This is a genomic window from Mariniflexile litorale (genome assembly GCF_031128465.2).
GTDB classification, from domain to species: domain Bacteria; phylum Bacteroidota; class Bacteroidia; order Flavobacteriales; family Flavobacteriaceae; genus Mariniflexile; species Mariniflexile litorale.
This window is the reverse complement of record NZ_CP155618.1, coordinates 3,855,206-3,872,613: the sequence shown is the minus strand read 5'-3', so window position 1 is coordinate 3,872,613 and position 17,408 is coordinate 3,855,206. Positions and strand designations below refer to the sequence as shown.

General features: G+C 33.5%; 14 protein-coding genes. 5 read left to right on the top strand and 9 right to left on the bottom strand.

What is annotated here, in order from left to right; all coding sequences use genetic code 11:
* Positions 1 to 117: 117 nt before the first annotated feature.
* A complete protein-coding gene (locus QLS71_RS16305; protein ID WP_308992731.1) occupies positions 118 to 918 on the top strand; it encodes a DUF6503 family protein in 801 nt (266 codons plus the stop codon).
* Between the two features lie 38 nt (positions 919 to 956).
* On the opposite strand, the gene QLS71_RS16300 is transcribed toward QLS71_RS16305, so the two are convergent.
* Positions 957 to 1,571 (bottom strand): alpha-ketoglutarate-dependent dioxygenase AlkB, encoded by a 615-nt coding sequence (locus QLS71_RS16300; protein WP_308992732.1) that lies wholly within the window; start codon positions 1,569 to 1,571, stop codon positions 957 to 959.
* Between the two features lie 258 nt (positions 1,572 to 1,829).
* On the opposite strand from QLS71_RS16300, the gene QLS71_RS16295 reads away from it, so the two are divergent.
* The 4 genes from QLS71_RS16295 to QLS71_RS16280 all read left to right on the top strand — a co-directional run bounded on the left by QLS71_RS16295 (position 1,830) and on the right by QLS71_RS16280 (position 7,672).
* Entirely contained in the window at positions 1,830 to 2,114 is a 285-nt protein-coding gene (locus tag QLS71_RS16295; RefSeq protein WP_308992733.1) for a hypothetical protein, read from the top strand.
* Positions 2,115 to 3,785 (top strand): acetolactate synthase large subunit, encoded by a 1,671-nt coding sequence (locus tag QLS71_RS16290; protein WP_308992734.1) that lies wholly within the window; start codon positions 2,115 to 2,117, stop codon positions 3,783 to 3,785. It abuts the gene before it with no gap.
* A complete protein-coding gene (locus QLS71_RS16285; RefSeq protein ID WP_308992735.1) occupies positions 3,778 to 5,145 on the top strand; it encodes an NAD-dependent succinate-semialdehyde dehydrogenase in 1,368 nt (455 codons plus the stop codon). The genes QLS71_RS16290 and QLS71_RS16285 overlap by 8 nt, the downstream gene beginning before the upstream one ends.
* Before the next feature lie 154 nt (positions 5,146 to 5,299).
* A complete protein-coding gene (locus QLS71_RS16280; RefSeq protein ID WP_308992736.1) occupies positions 5,300 to 7,672 on the top strand; it encodes a TonB-dependent receptor in 2,373 nt (790 codons plus the stop codon).
* A gap of 297 nt (positions 7,673 to 7,969) precedes the next feature.
* Here the strand turns inward: QLS71_RS16280 and QLS71_RS16275 are convergent, their stop codons facing one another.
* The 8 genes from QLS71_RS16275 to QLS71_RS16240 all read right to left on the bottom strand — a co-directional run bounded on the left by QLS71_RS16275 (position 7,970) and on the right by QLS71_RS16240 (position 17,406).
* Positions 7,970 to 8,173, bottom strand: coding sequence for a hypothetical protein (locus QLS71_RS16275; protein WP_308992737.1), 204 nt, complete (start codon positions 8,171 to 8,173; stop codon positions 7,970 to 7,972).
* Between the two features lie 89 nt (positions 8,174 to 8,262).
* Entirely contained in the window at positions 8,263 to 9,831 is a 1,569-nt protein-coding gene (locus QLS71_RS16270) for an Eco57I restriction-modification methylase domain-containing protein (RefSeq protein ID WP_308992738.1), read from the bottom strand.
* 158 nt (positions 9,832 to 9,989) lie between these two features.
* Positions 9,990 to 10,589 (bottom strand): HNH endonuclease signature motif containing protein, encoded by a 600-nt coding sequence (locus QLS71_RS16265; RefSeq protein WP_308992739.1) that lies wholly within the window; start codon positions 10,587 to 10,589, stop codon positions 9,990 to 9,992.
* A complete protein-coding gene (locus tag QLS71_RS16260) occupies positions 10,589 to 11,236 on the bottom strand; it encodes a hypothetical protein (RefSeq protein ID WP_308992740.1) in 648 nt (215 codons plus the stop codon). The genes QLS71_RS16265 and QLS71_RS16260 overlap by 1 nt, the downstream gene beginning before the upstream one ends.
* Positions 11,236 to 13,650, bottom strand: coding sequence for a sensor histidine kinase (locus QLS71_RS16255; RefSeq protein ID WP_308992741.1), 2,415 nt, complete (start codon positions 13,648 to 13,650; stop codon positions 11,236 to 11,238). The genes QLS71_RS16260 and QLS71_RS16255 overlap by 1 nt, the downstream gene beginning before the upstream one ends.
* Position 13,651: 1 nt before the next feature.
* Entirely contained in the window at positions 13,652 to 13,852 is a 201-nt protein-coding gene (locus QLS71_RS16250; RefSeq protein ID WP_308992742.1) for a helix-turn-helix transcriptional regulator, read from the bottom strand.
* Positions 13,853 to 14,220: 368 nt separating this feature from the next.
* The gene (locus tag QLS71_RS16245) at positions 14,221 to 15,348 is read right to left on the bottom strand and encodes an alkene reductase (protein WP_308992904.1); all 1,128 of its coding nucleotides are present in this window, start codon (positions 15,346 to 15,348) and stop codon (positions 14,221 to 14,223) included.
* A 171-nt stretch (positions 15,349 to 15,519) separates the two neighbouring features.
* Positions 15,520 to 17,406, bottom strand: a complete 1,887-nt coding sequence (locus tag QLS71_RS16240) for a monovalent cation:proton antiporter-2 (CPA2) family protein (RefSeq protein WP_308992743.1) — start codon at positions 17,404 to 17,406, stop codon at positions 15,520 to 15,522.
* Between the last annotated feature and the right edge of the window lie 2 nt (positions 17,407 to 17,408).

Here is a 17,408-nt window from a genome sequence, read left to right as displayed (position 1 = left end):
TTTTCGTTAAAACCCTAAGAGTGCATGATAGCGCATCAGCAGATAGAAATCTTAACACTATTGGCTGAAAGTTTTATATATTGATACGACCAAACGGTATTAAAAACCACAGTATAAATGAAAATACAACCTGCTATTTTAGTATTAATAGGTACAGCAACACTTTTGGCTTGTAACCAAAAAAAGAATAAAACAGAAATTGCCATACCTGAAACAGCACCCACAACGGAAACGGTTACAACACCCCAAGCGACTTTAATTGTAAATAAAGCCATGGATGCGCACGGTGGGGCTTTGTATGATTCGGCACATTACGAATTTGTGTTTAGAGGTGATACCTATCATTTTAAAAATATGGGGAAGCAATACGAATATTCTAAAACATTTAAAAAAGAGGGTGTATTAACTAAAGATGTTCTTAAAAACGGTAGCTTTTATAGGTTGGTAAATGGAGATACTTTAACCCTGCCCCCAAAAGTGATAACCAGTGCTACGGGTGCTATTAATTCGGTTATTTATTTTGCGACCTTGCCTCATAAGTTAGGAGACGATGCGGTGATTAAAACCTATTTGGGCAACACCCAAATTAAAGGAGAAAAGTATAACATGATAGGCGTTACTTTTAAAAAAGAAGGTGGCGGTGCCGATTTTGATGATGCCTACTGCTACTGGATTCATACCGAAACGCATCTTGTAGATTATCTTGCTTATAATTACCATGTTAATAAAGGTGGTGTCCGTTTTAGAAGTGCATACAACAGAAGCGTTGTAGATGGCATCACGTTTCAAGATTATGTAAATTACGAGGCGGAAGTAGGCACTTCTTTAATAGATTTGCCTCAACTATATGAAGCTGGTAAACTCAACCCATTATCTAAAATAGAAACGGAAGCTATTATAAACTTAAAAAACAATTAATAATACCATACCCCTTAATAATCATCTGGCTTTGTACACTATTTGGAGGCTTCGGTTTGAATGGTCCTAAATGTTAAATTAACACGTGCACTTTTTACTTTTTTAGTAGGTGGTAAACGGTGTAACCAATGGGGTTGCGTGACACCTTTCATAACCAACAAACTCCCTTTTTCTAAAACCAAAGAAACGGTTTGTTTTGTGGTTTTATGTTTAAAAGAAAAGTTGCGTTCGGCACCCAAGCTTAACGACGCTATGGCGGCATTTTTTTTCAAATCTTTTTCACTATCGCTATGCCAAGCCATACCTTCGGAACCGTTATGATATAAATTAAGCAAACAGGCGTTATAGGTGTCTCCTGTTTTGTGCTCGATTATTTCTTTCAATTCTAATAGTTCCTTTGTCCATGGAAGTGCCGATTTGGTGGTTTTAGAATAAGTATAATTAAACGGTGCATCGCCATACCAAGCTACTTTTCGTTTGGTAATAATCAGTTTTCCGTAAATAATGGCTTTATCATAATCCCATGCAATATGTTGTAACAACCGGTCCAAATAGTGCTGTGCTTGCTCTACATGAAGGATGCTTCCATAGTAATATACTTCGCCATCGTATGGCAACACATTATATAAAGCATTGTTGTTAAATAAATCCATGTTTAAAAATAGTTATCAAGGGGCGCAAACGTATTAAAAATAACAGTAAGTTAAGTGGCTTTTCGCCATACTAAAGGTAATAAATTTGGGGCGTTTTGTTCAGCTATTCGGTATTAGTTAATAAAATAGGTTGGTTTAGTTAAAAGCATCAAAAATATATTGTTTCAAGTTAAAAGGTGCATTATGAAATGGTTAGCTTTGAAAGTGTTTAAACCATTCATCAGGTATTTTACAACTATTTTACAACATTCAAAAATTATGAAAAAAGATAAAAAAGAATCACAATTCGAGCCACAAATTTCTAAAGAAGATAGCATCCTTAGCGGTGAAAGACCCGCCGATACACAAAAAGAGCAGGATGCTAACGAATTACTAAAAAAACGTAAAGGAGAACCCGATACTGCTGCTGATAATTTAGATATTCCTGGAGCTAGTCATGCACGCCCCTTAACCAATGATAGACATTCTGAAAAAAAGAAGGAATCTGAGAGTTTAAAAAATAATCTGGATACATGGAATAGTGAAAATTCAGATAAAAAATAAATGAAAGCATCCGACCTATTTATTAAGGCTTTAGAGAATGAAGGTGTAACATATATTTTTGGACTTCCTGGGGAAGAAAATTTAGATATTTTAGAATCCATTCGAAAATCAGAAAAAATTAAATTTGTATTAACCAGACACGAACAAGGTGCTGGTTTTATGGCGGCAACCTATGGCAGGCTTACGGGTAAACCCGGCGTATGCTTGTCTACCCTAGGTCCTGGAGCCACAAATTTAATGACTGCTGCGGCTTATGCGCAGTTAGGCGCTATGCCTATGATAATGATTACGGGACAAAAACCTATAAAAGTTAGTAAACAAGCCCAATTTCAAATACTGGATGTGGTAGAAATGATGGGACCTGTAACTAAATATACAAAACAGGTAACGCATGGGAACCACATTCCTGCAATGGTTCGGGAAGCGTTTCGATTGTCCAAAGAAGAACGCCCTGGTGCGGTGCATATAGAATTACCCGAAGATGTTGCTGCCGAACAGGTTGACACACCCAAAATATTTGATGTTGTTGATTATAGAATTCCTCATGCCGATACTAAAGCCATTGAGCAGGCGGTAGATATGATAAAAATGGCTGCCAAACCCTTATTACTTATTGGTGCAGCTGCCAACAGAAACCGTTCTAGCATAGCGCTCACCCATTTTGTGAACACTATTGGGATTCCTTTTTTTAACACCCAAATGGCTAAAGGCATTATTGATGAACGCCATGAGCTCTATTTAGGAACGGCAGCACTTTCCAACGACGATTTTCTACACGAAGCGGTAAATAAAGCAGATTTGATTATTAATGTAGGTCATGATACGATCGAAAAGCCACCATTTTTTATGGATCCAGAAAAGAACCAAAAGGTGATTCATGTTAATTATTTTGCTGCGGAAATCGATCAGTTATACTTTCCTCATTTAAATGTTATCGGTGACATTGCTGAAAGCGTCGATGATTTTACCAAAGCTTTAAAGCCACATGCCTATTCTTGGGACACTACCTTTTTTATTAAAGTAAAAAGAAATGTGTGTAGCCACTTAACTAAATATGAAAGTGATAACCGCTTCCCTATCTTGCCACAACGTTTGGTTAACATAATACGAACGGTGTTGCCAGAAGATGGGATAATAACTTTAGACAATGGTATGTATAAGTTATGGTTCGCCAGAAATTATGTAACCTATAGCCAAAATAGTTTAATTTTGGACAATGCTTTAGCTACTATGGGTGCAGGGTTGCCTTCAGCCATCATGATTAAAGAGTTGTTTCCTAATAAAAAAGTGGTTTCCATAAATGGCGATGGCGGGTTTATGATGAACTCCCAAGAACTGGAAACGGCATCCCGACTGAAGTTGGATATTGTTATTATCATTTTAAATGATAATGGCTATGGAATGATTGAATGGAAACAAGAGGCTGATGGATTTCCTAAATATGGTTTGGAATACACCAACCCCGATTTTGTAACCTATGCCGAAAGCTTTGGTGGTACGGGTTATAAACCTAATTCCGTTGAAGAATTTGAAGCCGTATTTAAAAAAGCCCTACAGTCCAAAGGCATTCAAATTATAGATGTAGCGGTAGATTATTCGTTAAATCACCACATATTAAATGTTCTTATTAAAGAATTTTCAGAAAAATTAAAAGCAGAAACACATGAGTAAATCCAAGTCCATAAATCCAGTAACAGGAGACAGCATTGCAGTATATAATCGTATGTCAACACAAGAAGCCATTACTAAAATAGAAACAGCACATGCCGCTTTTAAAACATGGAAAACAACAACCTATGCTGAGCGTGCTAAACTATTAAACAAACTAGCCGATGTATTTGAAAAAAACAAAGAAGACTATGCACAATTAGCCACTTTAGAAATGGGTAAAACCATAGACCAGGCTAGAAAAGAAGTTGAAAAATGTGCATGGATTTGTAAGCATTACGCCGATAATGGCGCAGAATTATTAAAAGACGTGTTGGTGGCTACGGAAGCTTCTAAAAGTTACGTCACCTACCAACCTTTGGGGGTAATATTGGCGGTTATGCCATGGAATTTCCCCTTTTATCAGGCCATTCGTTTTGCTGTGCCTGCGTTAATGGCAGGTAATACAGGGGTATTAAAACATGCCTCTAACGTGCAAGGTTGTGCTTTTGCTTTAGAAGATGCGCTGTTGCAGGCAGGATTTCCTGAAGGTGTTTTTATAAATTTAAACCTACCCTCCGATGCTATGGAAGCGGTTATTGCACATAAACATATTGTAGCAGTAACACTTACGGGTAGTGCACACGCTGGTAAATCTGTAGCATCTATCGCTGGTAAACATTTAAAGAAAACGGTGTTGGAATTAGGTGGAAGTGATGCCTATATTATTATGGCGGATGCTGATTTGGAAGCTGCCACCGATTTAGCAACCTATGGCAGATTACAAAACAACGGGCAAACCTGTATTGCTGCGAAACGTTTTATTGTATTGGATGCTATTTACGATGATTTCTTAAAACGCTTTACAGAAAAAATGAAGCGTGCCAAAATGGGCGACCCAACTCATAAAGATACGGTGTATGGTCCCCTAGCCCGTTTCGATTTAAGGGACGAGTTGCATAAACAAGTTGAAAAAACAATAGCCCAAGGCGGACAATTAATTCTTGGTGGGAAAATTCCAGAGGGTAAAGGTGCTTATTACCCAGCTACGATATTAGCAGATTTAAAACCAAGCATGGAAGCATTTGATGAAGAATTATTCGGCCCCGTAGCTTCGGTAATTCGGGCTAAAACGGACACTGAGGCTGTTGCATTAGCCAACAACTCGAAGTTTGGTTTAGGTGCAGGCGTGATAACGAGTGATAAAGAAAAAGGCGAAGCCTTGGCCTTACAATTAGAAGCAGGAAATTGCTTTGTAAACAAATTAGTAGCATCCGATCCTAGGTTGCCCTTTGGAGGCGTTAAAGAAAGTGGTTATGGAAGAGAACTTTCTGGAGATGGTATCAAAGAGTTTGTTAATACAAAGTCGGTTTGGATTGATTAAAGGGTACTGAAAAGTGTATAATGGTCGTATATTAACAATGAGGTTCGACGGCACTCAACTAGGCACTTATTCGTAAAATGTTAATTCCCTTCATAAGTGTAATTTTTATTTTTTTAGATAGTATATTAGCCTTTCAATTGCCATAATTCCATCTATGAAATTCTATTTTATCACTGCTATTTTTGTTTTCTTTTTAGGTATGTTATCGCCTATATGTGCTCAAAATACTTTAAAAAAAATCACAGGCAAAGTTATGGAAGCCACAAACAAGCAACCTATAGAGTACGCTACCATTGCCTTAATACAAAATACGACAAGTACGCCTATCACTGGTACTATATCAGACAGCAACGGACACTTTGCAATAGAAACCAATGCCACTGATTTTTATATTGAGGTGAGTTTTATGGGCTATGCTAGCCAACTCATTAAAGAGCTTCAGCTTAATAAAACTAAGATTGATTTAGGCGTTATTACATTATCTGAAGACTTGAATGCTTTAGGCGAAGTGTTGATACGTGCCGAAAAATCGCAGACTGAATTTAAACTGGATAAGCGTGTGTTTATTGTAGGGTCTGATATCAGTTCCACAGGAGCCAGTTCATTAGAAGTGCTGAACAGTGTACCTTCCGTGAATGTTTCTATTGAAGGAGAAATTAGTTTACGAGGTAGCCAAGGGGTTCAAATATTAATTAATGGGAAGCCTTCCGTGTTAGCTTCCGCCGATGGGAACGCCCTCGGAACCATTACTGCCGATATGATTGAAAGGATTGAAGTTATTACCAATCCATCGGCAAAATATAATGCTTCAGGTACAGCGGGTATTATAAATATTGTGATTAAAAGTTCGGAAAAAAGAGGGCTTAATGGGTCGGCATCCTTAAATGCTGGCGTGCCCAATAGTAATAGTTTTGGTTTAAGTTTGAACAAACGCACCGAAAAGTTCAATTTATTTACCCAACTTGGCTTTGGTAAAAGAACCTTTAAAACCAAAAGGAAATCTATAAATAAGGATTTTGTAAATGATTCTACCATAACCAACAACGAACGCAGCACCTTTAATGAGAAATTTGGGAGTGTGCTTTTGGGTACCGATTTTCATATTAACGAACGCAATGTATTGACCCTTTCAGGTACTTATGCTTTTGAAATTGAGGATCAATTGGCGAAATCTTATTTTGATAAAGTATACGATGAAACCACCTTAACCGATAGCTGGTTACGACAAGATAACACCGAAGCTACCAACCCAAAAATAAGATACGAATTACAATATAAAAAGGACTTTAAACGGCATGAAGATCAGGATTTATTGTTTAGTGCCTTAGGAAATAGTTTTGCTAAAGACCAAAAATCGATATATACCAACACCAGCTCTTTTGGAGACGAGCCAAATTCATTACAAGAAACAAGAACCGATTATAAATTGGAAGACTTTACCTTTAAACTGGATTATACCCATCCGTTTTTAGAAAAATATACCTTGGAAACGGGTTCGCAATATGATATCAATAATGTATCTAACGATTTTGAAGTACGCGATTTTATCAATGATGCATGGATAAGCAACCCAGATTTAACGAATGTATTTAATTTCGATCAAAAAGTATTTGCACTATATAGTACGATGGCTTATGAAGATGCTATTTGGGGTTTAAAACTGGGGTTACGACTTGAAAACACCAACTTAACAACAGAGTTAAAAACAACCAATGAGCTTAATGAGAAATCGTATGCCAACTTCTTCCCGAGTGTACATACCTCTTATAACATAAATGAGAACTTCTCGTTGCAGTTGGGATATTCCAAACGCATTAACAGACCCGGATTAAGGCAACTAAACCCTTTTAATAATATTAGAAACAATTATAGTATATCCAGAGGAAATCCCGATTTACAACCTGAATATACCGATTCTTATGAATTAACAAGTATTCATAAATTAGAAAAAGCATCGTTAAATTTCAGTCTGTATAACAGGTATACCACCGATGTTGTTGAAAACATTATAAATTTTGAAAACAGCGTAAGTACCTCGCAACCCGAAAACATAGGCACAAACAATACCGTTGGTTTTGAGTTTAATAGTAAATACACTTTTGCGAAATGGTTTACATTAACCAGCGATTTTAACATCAATTATTTTAACAGAAAAGGTGAATTTGACACGCAAACTTTTGATTTTAAAGGCAACAGATGGACCACAAGCCTCACTTCAAAATTTAAATTACCTCAGGAATTTGATTTAGAGCTGTCTGGAAATTACAATTCTAAATTTGCTAGCGTACAAGGTGAAATATCAGAAAACTTTTTTGCCGATATGGGCTTAAGAAAAAAGATATTAAAAGGAAAATTCATTATGAGCTTAAGCGTTCGAGATGTATTTGCAACCCGTGTTGATGAACAGATGGTTTCACAACCCACCTACTATACCTCAAACAGATCCCAACGAGGTCGATTTGTTGTTTTTGGTGTTAGTTATGCCTTTGGTAAAGGGGAAGCCATGGAATTTTCTGGGCAAAGGTGATAAACTATGGCGTGCTGGCTCTTAATGTTTTTAGTTCCTGCTCTAATGCTTCGACTTTTGCTTTAAATTTCTCCATAGCATTTTTAAGTTGAGATACTTTTTTTAAAACGTCATCATGTTGGATGGCTTGATAGGTAACTTCACCATCTTTTTCTTTAATTTTTGACTTGCGTCCACATCTAACAGACCTGTATTTTGACTAATACCCAAAGCGTTTTGTTTTAAAGCTAACGGATAATATGCTTTTTTGTTTGAATAACATTTATAGCTAAACACTAAGCTTAAAGCGCTAGTTAATTAAAAATGAGTGGCATTTTTGGGACGTTTGTTAAGCTGCGCTGTATGGCTTTTAAGAATACGGATGGTAAGGGAATCCTTAAACTGCATGGCGGTTTCAAAAAAGCCTGTTCTTATGGCTTTTGAAAGTTTGGAAGCCGCTGCAAACTCTTGCATATTTGCTTTTAAATTTGCAAAAGCCGGATCTGTTTGGATACGCTGCATTGAAGGGCCAGCAGCTTTACGTAACAGGTGCTCGCGTTTAAGGGCGTAATAGCAAAGGCAAGAAAAAACTGTATATTTACATAATACATCTAACTAACAAGAACATTTGGAATTTCTTTTTTGATTTGCTTTAAAGTAAATATTTCTAGATCAATGTCTTTCTCTTTAGTTGCTTTCTTTATTCTACGATTAAATAATTTAACTCTAATTTCTTCAAGTTTTGAAGTATTTAAATGAGGAATCAATATAGAGTTTGTAAAAGATAATATATCTTCAATATCAGTATCATTACGAAGCATTTGATCCAAAGTGTTAAACTGTTCATCTGAAACATTCTCATTATAAGGAATTGACATTTCTTTGAACTCATTTGGTGTTAATTCTAATACTCCTCCACCATAAAACCTTCCTTCTAATTCAGCTAAAACAAATGTCAATGAGTTGTAAAATGAAAACACTAAATTTCTAATATTATATTGTTCTTTAGTTACTATTCTATAAAACGAATCTGTTGCAAGGCTATTAGCTTCGTTAACAAACATCTTTGGATACTTATGGCATCTTTTAACAAATAAACCTTCAGATAACCAGGTGCTTGGAACATGATGCCAATTATCTCTTTTAGTCATTTTATACCTTTTGTGTAATTCACCAGTACCATCTTCTTTCTTCTCCTCTCCTCTATTTAAATAATTAATTATTTTTTGGTTTAATTCAAGCTTTGGAAGGTTTGGAAAAAGTAAAAAGTTTACTTTAACGTTTTTATTTTTTAATAAATTGAAATCTAAATTTGTGAAATTAGCAATATTCGGAACCAAAGCACCTTTTGGTAGAATTGGTTTTATTATACTTTTAAATCTCGATAATTCATTTTCTTTTAATTCTTTATCCGAAAGAATAAAATAATCATTTGCGGCTGAAACAATTCCAACTTGTGCTTTTTCACAATAATATTTAATCGCATTATATTCATTTCTTTTCTCATCAACAAAATCTAATTCGTCATCTGTAAGAATATAATTTGTCCACTTGTCTAAAGTAGTTCTATGTATATTATTATGTTTTTCTGTGAATTTTGGCTCATTTAAATCTGTTAATTCTTCAACTTGATAAAACGAAAAACCGTGTTTATTGATGTTTTCAATTCCTTTAACACCTACTAATACTACAACATCTTGCTGTATTCCATCAAATATTAATTCATTAAAAGCAAAGACCTCTACTCTATCAAACTCATCAATAATTAAAGCTCTTAATTCTTTTGCATATTTTACTTGTAATATTTCTGATGGAATAACAAAACAAAGTATACCATTCTGATTTAAGCTCATTATTGCAGCCTCAACAAAAGCAATCCAAATATTGTTAATTTTCCCATTAGAGGTTATTATATCACTTGAATTTTTAAATTTTTCGTGAACTTTATCACAAGTTTTTAGTTGTTTCTTTTTAAGATTGCTTCTTTTTATATAAGGTGGATTTCCTATAATTAACGAATATTTATCATCGTTTTCTAAATAATACTTTAAATAATCCTGATGATTAACAGCTTTATTAATTTTATTAGATAATGGAATTAAAGCTTCAGCTTTATCTAACTCGTTTTTATTTATATCAAATAAGTTTAAAGAAACATTTTTAACTGTATTTAAATCCAAGAAATTAAAAAAAGAAGACACGAATTCCCCATCTCCACAACTAGGTTCCAAAATTGAAATCTCTTTTCCTTTTATATATTTTTGGACAATATGTTTGGACAAAAATTCTGATAGAATTTTTGGTGTATAATAGGAGCCTGTATTTTTTTTATCAGTCATTAATGTTTAAATAATTTCTGGATGTAATCATCATAAGTATTATATAACTTGATCAACCTCTTCATTAAATCAATATCATCATTTGGACTTTTTGCTACTAACGCTCGGACTTCTTTAATAAGCTCATGTAGTTGTTCAATGTTCCAAAGAATTTCATGTTGTGGTTTATACAATTTCATTGCATTATACATCCAATCTCCTAAATCCGTTTCAGGTGTAATTCTACCAGAATTTAATCTATTAAACTGGCTATTATATTCATCATCACATGGGTCAATAAAACCTTCATTATTTATATTAGGAACATTTTCGTCGTTTGATGGCCACTTATTTCTCTTAGCATTATTACAGGAACGACAAGAGTAAACTAAATTACTATAATCAGTTTCTGTTTTTATTGTCAAGAATTGTTTTTTATTCCTCTTTTTTGGTATAAAGTGGTCAATTTCAAACCAAATAAATCTCAAATTGTCCACATCATTACAATAACCACATCTATCCTTAAAATCTAGTTTTAAATCTGTTCGATGGTCTCCATAAGTATTAACATTTCCATTTATATTCCGACGTTTTGGAGTGTGATTTCTAAAAATGCTCATTACTTTTTACTTCGTTTTCTAAGTTCTTCAAGAATCTCTTTAGTTTCAATAACAAAGTCATTCAATTTAGTTATTGATTCTGACTTAATTAAATTCGCCCTAATTTCTTTTCCTTCTGGCTCTAATTCATCCATTAAAATGAATAGTTTAGTTAAATTTTCTTCTTCTTGTGGCTCCAGTTCTGATTCATTCTTCTTTTTAACCAACTCCTCAATTTTACTTTGTGTAGTAGAAAGTTTTCTATAAAAACTTTCTATGTCATGCTGAATTTTGGATTTTAAAATTTGTAAAGCCTCTTCACTTTCTCCATCTAAATCACTCTTACCATTTATAATATGGACATCTTCCATATGATTTATAGCTTGAGGTTCATAAGAAGTTAGCATAGTTATTGGGAAATGTGGTTTAACTTTTCTAATGGCATCAACAATTTGGTTACCATTAAAATCAACTTGTCCTTCTTCATCAAGTAAATAATCTGTAACAACACCATCAGGTTCATTTTTAAATATTTCCTCTATAATGGAATTAATAGTCGAATCCTCTTTAACTTTAATTCTAATTATCTCAAAATCGGCTTTAAATGTTTGATAAAATGTATTTAACCATGCATCGCTTTCATCTATATATACAATTCTATATTTCATTATCTTGTTTTAAATTTTATTTTATGCTTTAAGCCTTCTTTTATTCCTATGATTGAAATAGAAGAGTTATTATATTCTTCTATAATAGATTTCACTATGTAAAGTCCCAAACCTGTACCTATTGTATCTCCTTTTTTATCTTTTTTAGAAGATTCTAATAGTTTGAATATTTCCTCGGGGTTATCTACATACTGTTCATCTAATCCTTTTCCATTATCTGAAAATTTGATTTCAATGTTATCACCTATTTTTCCCCATTCAATTTCAATCAATTTCTGTTTTCCCTTAACACCTTTCAGGTAATTCATAGAATTTGAAAGTAGATTATTAAAAATTGAATCCATATCAACTTCAAAAGCTCTTATAACATTTGCACTATCATTATTTCCTTTGAGATTAATTTTAATATTTCTTTGTTCTAAAGCTTTACTCCATGTTGATTTAAATTTCTCGAAATAATCACCAAAATTTAGATTACTTCGTTCTCTTTTATCTCGTTTCAATGTATTTAAAGAATACTCTAACCAATGCTTAAGTTTTGTATCTTCTTCCTGTATTAGTTTAATCATATAGAAAGGATTATCATCCTTATCTAATAATTTATCTAATTCTTTCTCATTTAAATGAATCTTTAGTTCTCTTAACAGAAATGATGTACGCGGAATCAGCCTTGACCTAAGACTTTTTACTTCGTGAGCAAAAGAAGAAATTATCAAACCAACACTCGCAAGATTCCTTAAAAGGCGTATTTCTTCATCCTTTTCATCAAGTTCTCTAGTAAGTATTTCGACACCTTCTGCTAATGTCTCTTCTGTATTTGTAGAACTTGAACTATCAGTTGATTTTTCACCTTCTTGACCGTTCTCTTTATCTTCTTTTTCTTTTCTTATTCTTTCTGCTTCTTCTTGAGCTTTTCTCTTTGCTTCAGCTTCTTTATTTTTCTTTTTATTCAATTCAGAAAAGTGATACATTATAGTATTTCTATCCTTTTCAAAAAATGAAATTAGTTCTTTAATAATATTTTCAAAGAGCAAGAAAACATCATTTTCTATTATACCTTCTCGACCCGATTTGTCTTGGAAACTTAAGTTATCCAATCTAGAAATATTAATAGTTCCTGCAATTTGATTAGGTCGAATACGATAACCTCCTAGCCTTTGTCCAGCACCTCCTGGACTTTGAGATTGACGCTCTCCTAATTTTAACCAATCTTGCCCATTTTCTCCATAGGGTCTTATTCTGAAATCATCTCTAAAAATTTTTACGCCTCCGAATCTTTTCAACCATGCTTTTCTACTTGCGCTACTGAAACTTTTATATGGATATTTTTTAAGGTCACCATCTTGTTTATCATCTGATATTGTGTTTTTTAAGAAATAAAAACTAAAATTGAACTTCCCAACTTTAGAAATTAGATTAAAATCAACATCTTTCGACAATATTGAGCTCAAAGGTTTTGTAATTGTAATTGATTTTTTTCTAAAGTCTTCTAGACGGTATGGATGCTTTTTCATTGGGTCAAAATCAAAAACTTCAGAATATCTATTTTCAATAGATTCAATGTCTAATTCATTTCTTGAAATTATAACTTCAACATTCCCATCTTCATTTCCTTTATATTTTGCTTCTAACTTGTAATCATAATCATCGTAATAAACAGTTTTTACTTTTCCAAAATTTTCGCCATCAGTATTTGAAAACAAATGTATTTCAAAATCAGATTGTTCTTTTGGAGGGAGAAGCATTTCTAAATTACTAAATAGATTATTTAATTGATCAGACTCCCAATTATCATTCAATTCAGAAATTTCTATTATAGTTCCTGTATCAAAAGATGATTTATTTAACAGTTTTATAAGTCTTTCATTATCAGAAAACTTATTAAGTATTTCAGTCTTTAGATTTAAATTATCTCTATTTTCTAAATCGGCTTCCACTTCTGAAACCGTTGTACCTGTTTGGTCAAAATCACTCCAATTAACCTTCCAAAAAAGACCTTCGCTCGTTTTTTTAGAAATAGTTAATAATTCAGTAATTAATCCAAGTCTATTTAACGCAAATCTTCCAATCCCTTTTGCTCCAGTTTTTACTCTTCCGTTGTCAGATAAATGTTGATACAGTTTGTCATCAGTTCCGATGGTCATCCATTGATTAGAAATGATATCTTTTGTCATTCCTACTCCATTATCAATTATATATATTTTACTGTTTTGTTTATCCGTTTGAAAAAGTCTTTCACCTTCTTTATTTAAAGTTTCAGTATAAACTAAATCAAATAATAAAATACAGTTAGCGCTATCAGCATCATAAGTGTTTTTAACTAATTCAATTATTGCTCCTTCTTCATTTGAGAAGTTCTCTAATCCAATTAGTTTAGCTGTTCTCGCTGATACTTTAAATGGTATTTTCGACATATTAAATTTTGCTTTTATTTGACACAACTAAATCTTTTACGTCTACATCTAAAATTTCAGCAATTTCATTCAAAATTTCTAGACTAGGTTGTGACCTATTTTGAACATAAGAATTCACCATATTATAGCTTTTTCCAAGTTTTTCAGATAACCAAACTTGTTTAATTCCTTTAGCATCTAATATTTCTTTAATGCAATTCATTTAATTTTTTTTAGAATTTTAAATATAAAATAATATCTTGAATTATGAGATGTTATTATGTGCTTAAATCGTTTAATTATTAACATTTAGAAAACAACCCATTTCACACACATTACGCTTCCCTCCTACGTCGTCGCATAAAAAGTGTTCCATTAACATCGTAAAAGAAACATTTTAGAATAAATTTTCTGAAGAAACTATATTTTAGCGAATGCCCCAGCTGGCTCATTCGCTAAAATAGTCCACGAGACTTTTTTTTAACGTGCTACCCTGCTTTTAACCAAATCGACAAAGGAGATTCGCGAGTACCGATTTATCAAATAGAATTTAGACGAGCAAAGCTCAAAATTCATAACTGGGTGCCATTTCTATATGTTGCTTTTAATATTGTTTAGTTCTGGAGTTATTCTAGGGTAATCAATATATCCTTTGGGGCCTGGAACATAAAACGTATCTTCATCCCATTCAGCCATGGCTTTATTAAGTGTAAATCGTTCTACTAAATCTGGATTTGAAATATATAATTTACCAAACGCTACTAAATCGGCATTGCCTTCTTCTAAAACGGCATCACCCGAAGCTTCATCAAAACCAGCATTAATCATTAATGTACCATGGTATAGGGGTCTAAAATGTTCAGCAATATGTTCTACGGCATACGAAATATCAGAAACATCATTAAACGGTTCCGATAGGTGGATATATGCTAAATTATAATCATTTAGTTTTTTTACAATGTACTCGAATGTAGGTATTGTTTCTTCATCCATTTCCATTCCAAAGATACCATGTAATGATGGGTTAAAACGTACACCAATCTTTTTTTCTGCTAAAACTTCTTTTATAGCATCTAAAACTTCAAAGAAAAACCGAGCTCTATTTTCAATACTTCCTCCATATGCATCTGTTCGATTGTTAGAAGTTTTGTTAAAAAATTGGTGAAATAAATAGCCATTAGAAGAATGGATTTCTACACCATCAAAATTCGCTTCTACAGCATTTAAAGCTGCATTTTTAAAATCTTCAATGGTTTGTTGTATGTCTTCTTTAGTCATTGCCTTTGGGGTCACTGTGTTTTTCTCACCATTTGGTGTAAACACCTTGGCATGGGCATTAATTGCAGACGGTGCTAGGGGTAAATTTCCATCGTGAAAATCGGGATGTGAAATACGCCCCACATGCCATAATTGAATAAAGATTTTACCATGCTTTTTATGAACCCGCTCCGTTACTTTTTTCCAACCTTCCACTTGTTCTTTACTATAAATACCCGGTGTATTTATATAGCCTACGGCTTGCTTTGATACTTGAGACCCTTCAGTAATAATGAGGCCTGCCGATGCTCTTTGTTCATAGTATAACCCGTGCAAATCATTTGTAGGCACGTTACCTTCATTATTGGCACGACTTCTAGTCATGGGAGCCATAACCACTCTATTTGCTAAAGGTAAATCTTTTATATTGTTAAAATTTTGTAGTAAATATTCTTTTGTCATCATTCTTTCTTATTCTTTATGATTGAGTTTTATAATTAATTTCTGTTATAAATTTAATTATGAATAAGAGTAACTATTTGCTGAAACCATTATAATATGAACTCATATGAAACCTTAGGTGTATTTAAGCGCGGTGTAAAACACAATCAGATCCCTTTTGCATAAAACTAATTAGTCTTTAATCTTTTCTAAAGCTTTTCTAATATGCTCGCTATCCCATTGATTATCATAATCTACAATGCCTCTTTTAAAATCTTCATTTAAGAATTTTTCTAGTTGCTCTAACTCAATTCTTGCTTTAAATATATAGTTTTGTTCGTCTTTAGTTTCTGCGGATAAGCGTCTCAAACTATCCTCATCATATTTAATAAAATTTTGTACTTGCCTATTCAATGTGTATTTTCTAAACCCCATTTTGCTTAATACATCTTTAGCTAACGTAAGTGAGGTTTCTAACGATTCGCGATAAATGTTTTCATTTCCAAGATTAAGTAATTCGTAAGCATCGTATCTATTTTTGGTACGAATCATGAGTTCTACATGTGGATATTTATCTTTAATTATGTTACTAATTGCTTTTGAAACTGTCAATTTATTAGTAGCACAAATGACTATTTTAGCTTCTGCAATTCCTGCAGATTCCAATAAATCGAGACGGGTAGCATCTCCATAATACACTTCGAACCCCATTTTACGAAGAAAATCGACCCGATTAGAATCATGGTCTAAAATGGTTGCTTCAACACCATGTGATCTTAAAAAGCGTCCGATGGTGCTTCCAAAATGCCCAAATCCAACTAAAATTATTTTATGTGTTTTAGCGATATGATCCATGGGCCTTGTAATGGATTCTTTTGTGCCCATTTTAGGAAGAATTATGCGCTCATTCATCATACTTATAATGGGCGTAAGCGACATGGTTAAGGCTGTTATGACTAACATCATATCCATTTGTTCTTGTTCTAAAATATTTAAATTAAAGGCAAACGATAGTAATACAAATGCAAATTCTCCAATTTGGGCTAAACCAAAGGTTAGGAGTAGTTTTTGATCTAATTTTAATTTAAAAACCTGCCCTGTAACAAATAAAACCAAAGCTTTTAAAACAATGATAGCGAGTAATATGCCGCCAATAGTAAGCGGACTTTTCGCTATCACAATAAAATTGATAGAGGCGCCTACCGCCATAAAGAACAAGCCTAATAACAGGTTTTTAAAAGGCTCTAGTGTGCTTTCAAGCTCGTGTTTAAATTCGCTATTGGATAAAACGACGCCTCCTAAAAAGGCTCCTAACGCAGGACTTAAGCCTACATATTCCATTAAAAAAGAGATGGCAAATACAATTAAAAAGGCCGCCGCTATTAATAGCTCTCGAACCCCTGTTTTAGCGACTTTCCGCAGCATGGGTACTATTAAATAGTTGCCAGCAATCACTATAAAAACCACCGATAAAATAATGGCCAATGTTTGCAAACCCAAAGGCAAACCATCTAATAAATTAACATGTTCGCTATGATTTTCTGTTGCCGAAACCGTTTCTGTGTTTGATAATAAAGGCAAAGCACCGAGCATAAAAATAACAATGATATCTTGAAACAATAAAATGGAAAATGACGAATTCCCAAAAGTGGTATCCATCAAGCCTTTTTCTTTTATAGTTTGTAACGCAATGGCTGTGGATGATAACGCGACGGCCATGGAAATGACTAAGGACACCTTCCAGTCATATCCTAACCATGTAAACAACATATAGGAGAGGAACATGGTGGCTCCCACTTGTAAGCCTCCCATACCAAGTATTGCTTTTCGCATGTTCCAGAAGTTTTTTGGTTCAATTTCTAAGCCAATTAAAAACAACATGACTACCACACCAAATTCGGCAAAATGCATAATATCTTCGCCTTCATTCCCAATAAAACCCAAAACATAAGGACCAATTAAAACACCAGCCAACAAGTATCCAATAACCGAACTTAATCCTAATCGCTTGGCTATAGATACACATATAATGGCGCCTAATAAAAACACGATGGCTTCAAAAAGTATACTTCCTGTCATAT

Bases quoted from the DNA above. Each gene is read 5' to 3' on its own strand.
- QLS71_RS16305 (WP_308992731.1), top strand. From the start codon at position 118: ATGAAAATACAACCTGCTATTTTAGTATTAATAGGTACAGCAACACTT.
- QLS71_RS16300 (WP_308992732.1), bottom strand. From the start codon at position 1,571: ATGGATTTATTTAACAACAATGCTTTATATAATGTGTTGCCATACGAT.
- QLS71_RS16295 (WP_308992733.1), top strand. From the start codon at position 1,830: ATGAAAAAAGATAAAAAAGAATCACAATTCGAGCCACAAATTTCTAAA.
- QLS71_RS16290 (WP_308992734.1), top strand. From the start codon at position 2,115: ATGAAAGCATCCGACCTATTTATTAAGGCTTTAGAGAATGAAGGTGTA.
- QLS71_RS16285 (WP_308992735.1), top strand. From the start codon at position 3,778: ATGAGTAAATCCAAGTCCATAAATCCAGTAACAGGAGACAGCATTGCA.
- QLS71_RS16280 (WP_308992736.1), top strand. From the start codon at position 5,300: ATGAAATTCTATTTTATCACTGCTATTTTTGTTTTCTTTTTAGGTATG.
- QLS71_RS16275 (WP_308992737.1), bottom strand. From the start codon at position 8,173: ATGCAGCGTATCCAAACAGATCCGGCTTTTGCAAATTTAAAAGCAAAT.
- QLS71_RS16265 (WP_308992739.1), bottom strand. From the start codon at position 10,589: ATGAGCATTTTTAGAAATCACACTCCAAAACGTCGGAATATAAATGGA.
- QLS71_RS16260 (WP_308992740.1), bottom strand. From the start codon at position 11,236: ATGAAATATAGAATTGTATATATAGATGAAAGCGATGCATGGTTAAAT.
- QLS71_RS16255 (WP_308992741.1), bottom strand. From the start codon at position 13,650: ATGTCGAAAATACCATTTAAAGTATCAGCGAGAACAGCTAAACTAATT.
- QLS71_RS16250 (WP_308992742.1), bottom strand. From the start codon at position 13,852: ATGAATTGCATTAAAGAAATATTAGATGCTAAAGGAATTAAACAAGTT.
- QLS71_RS16245 (WP_308992904.1), bottom strand. From the start codon at position 15,348: ATGACAAAAGAATATTTACTACAAAATTTTAACAATATAAAAGATTTA.
- QLS71_RS16240 (WP_308992743.1), bottom strand. From the start codon at position 17,406: ATGACAGGAAGTATACTTTTTGAAGCCATCGTGTTTTTATTAGGCGCC.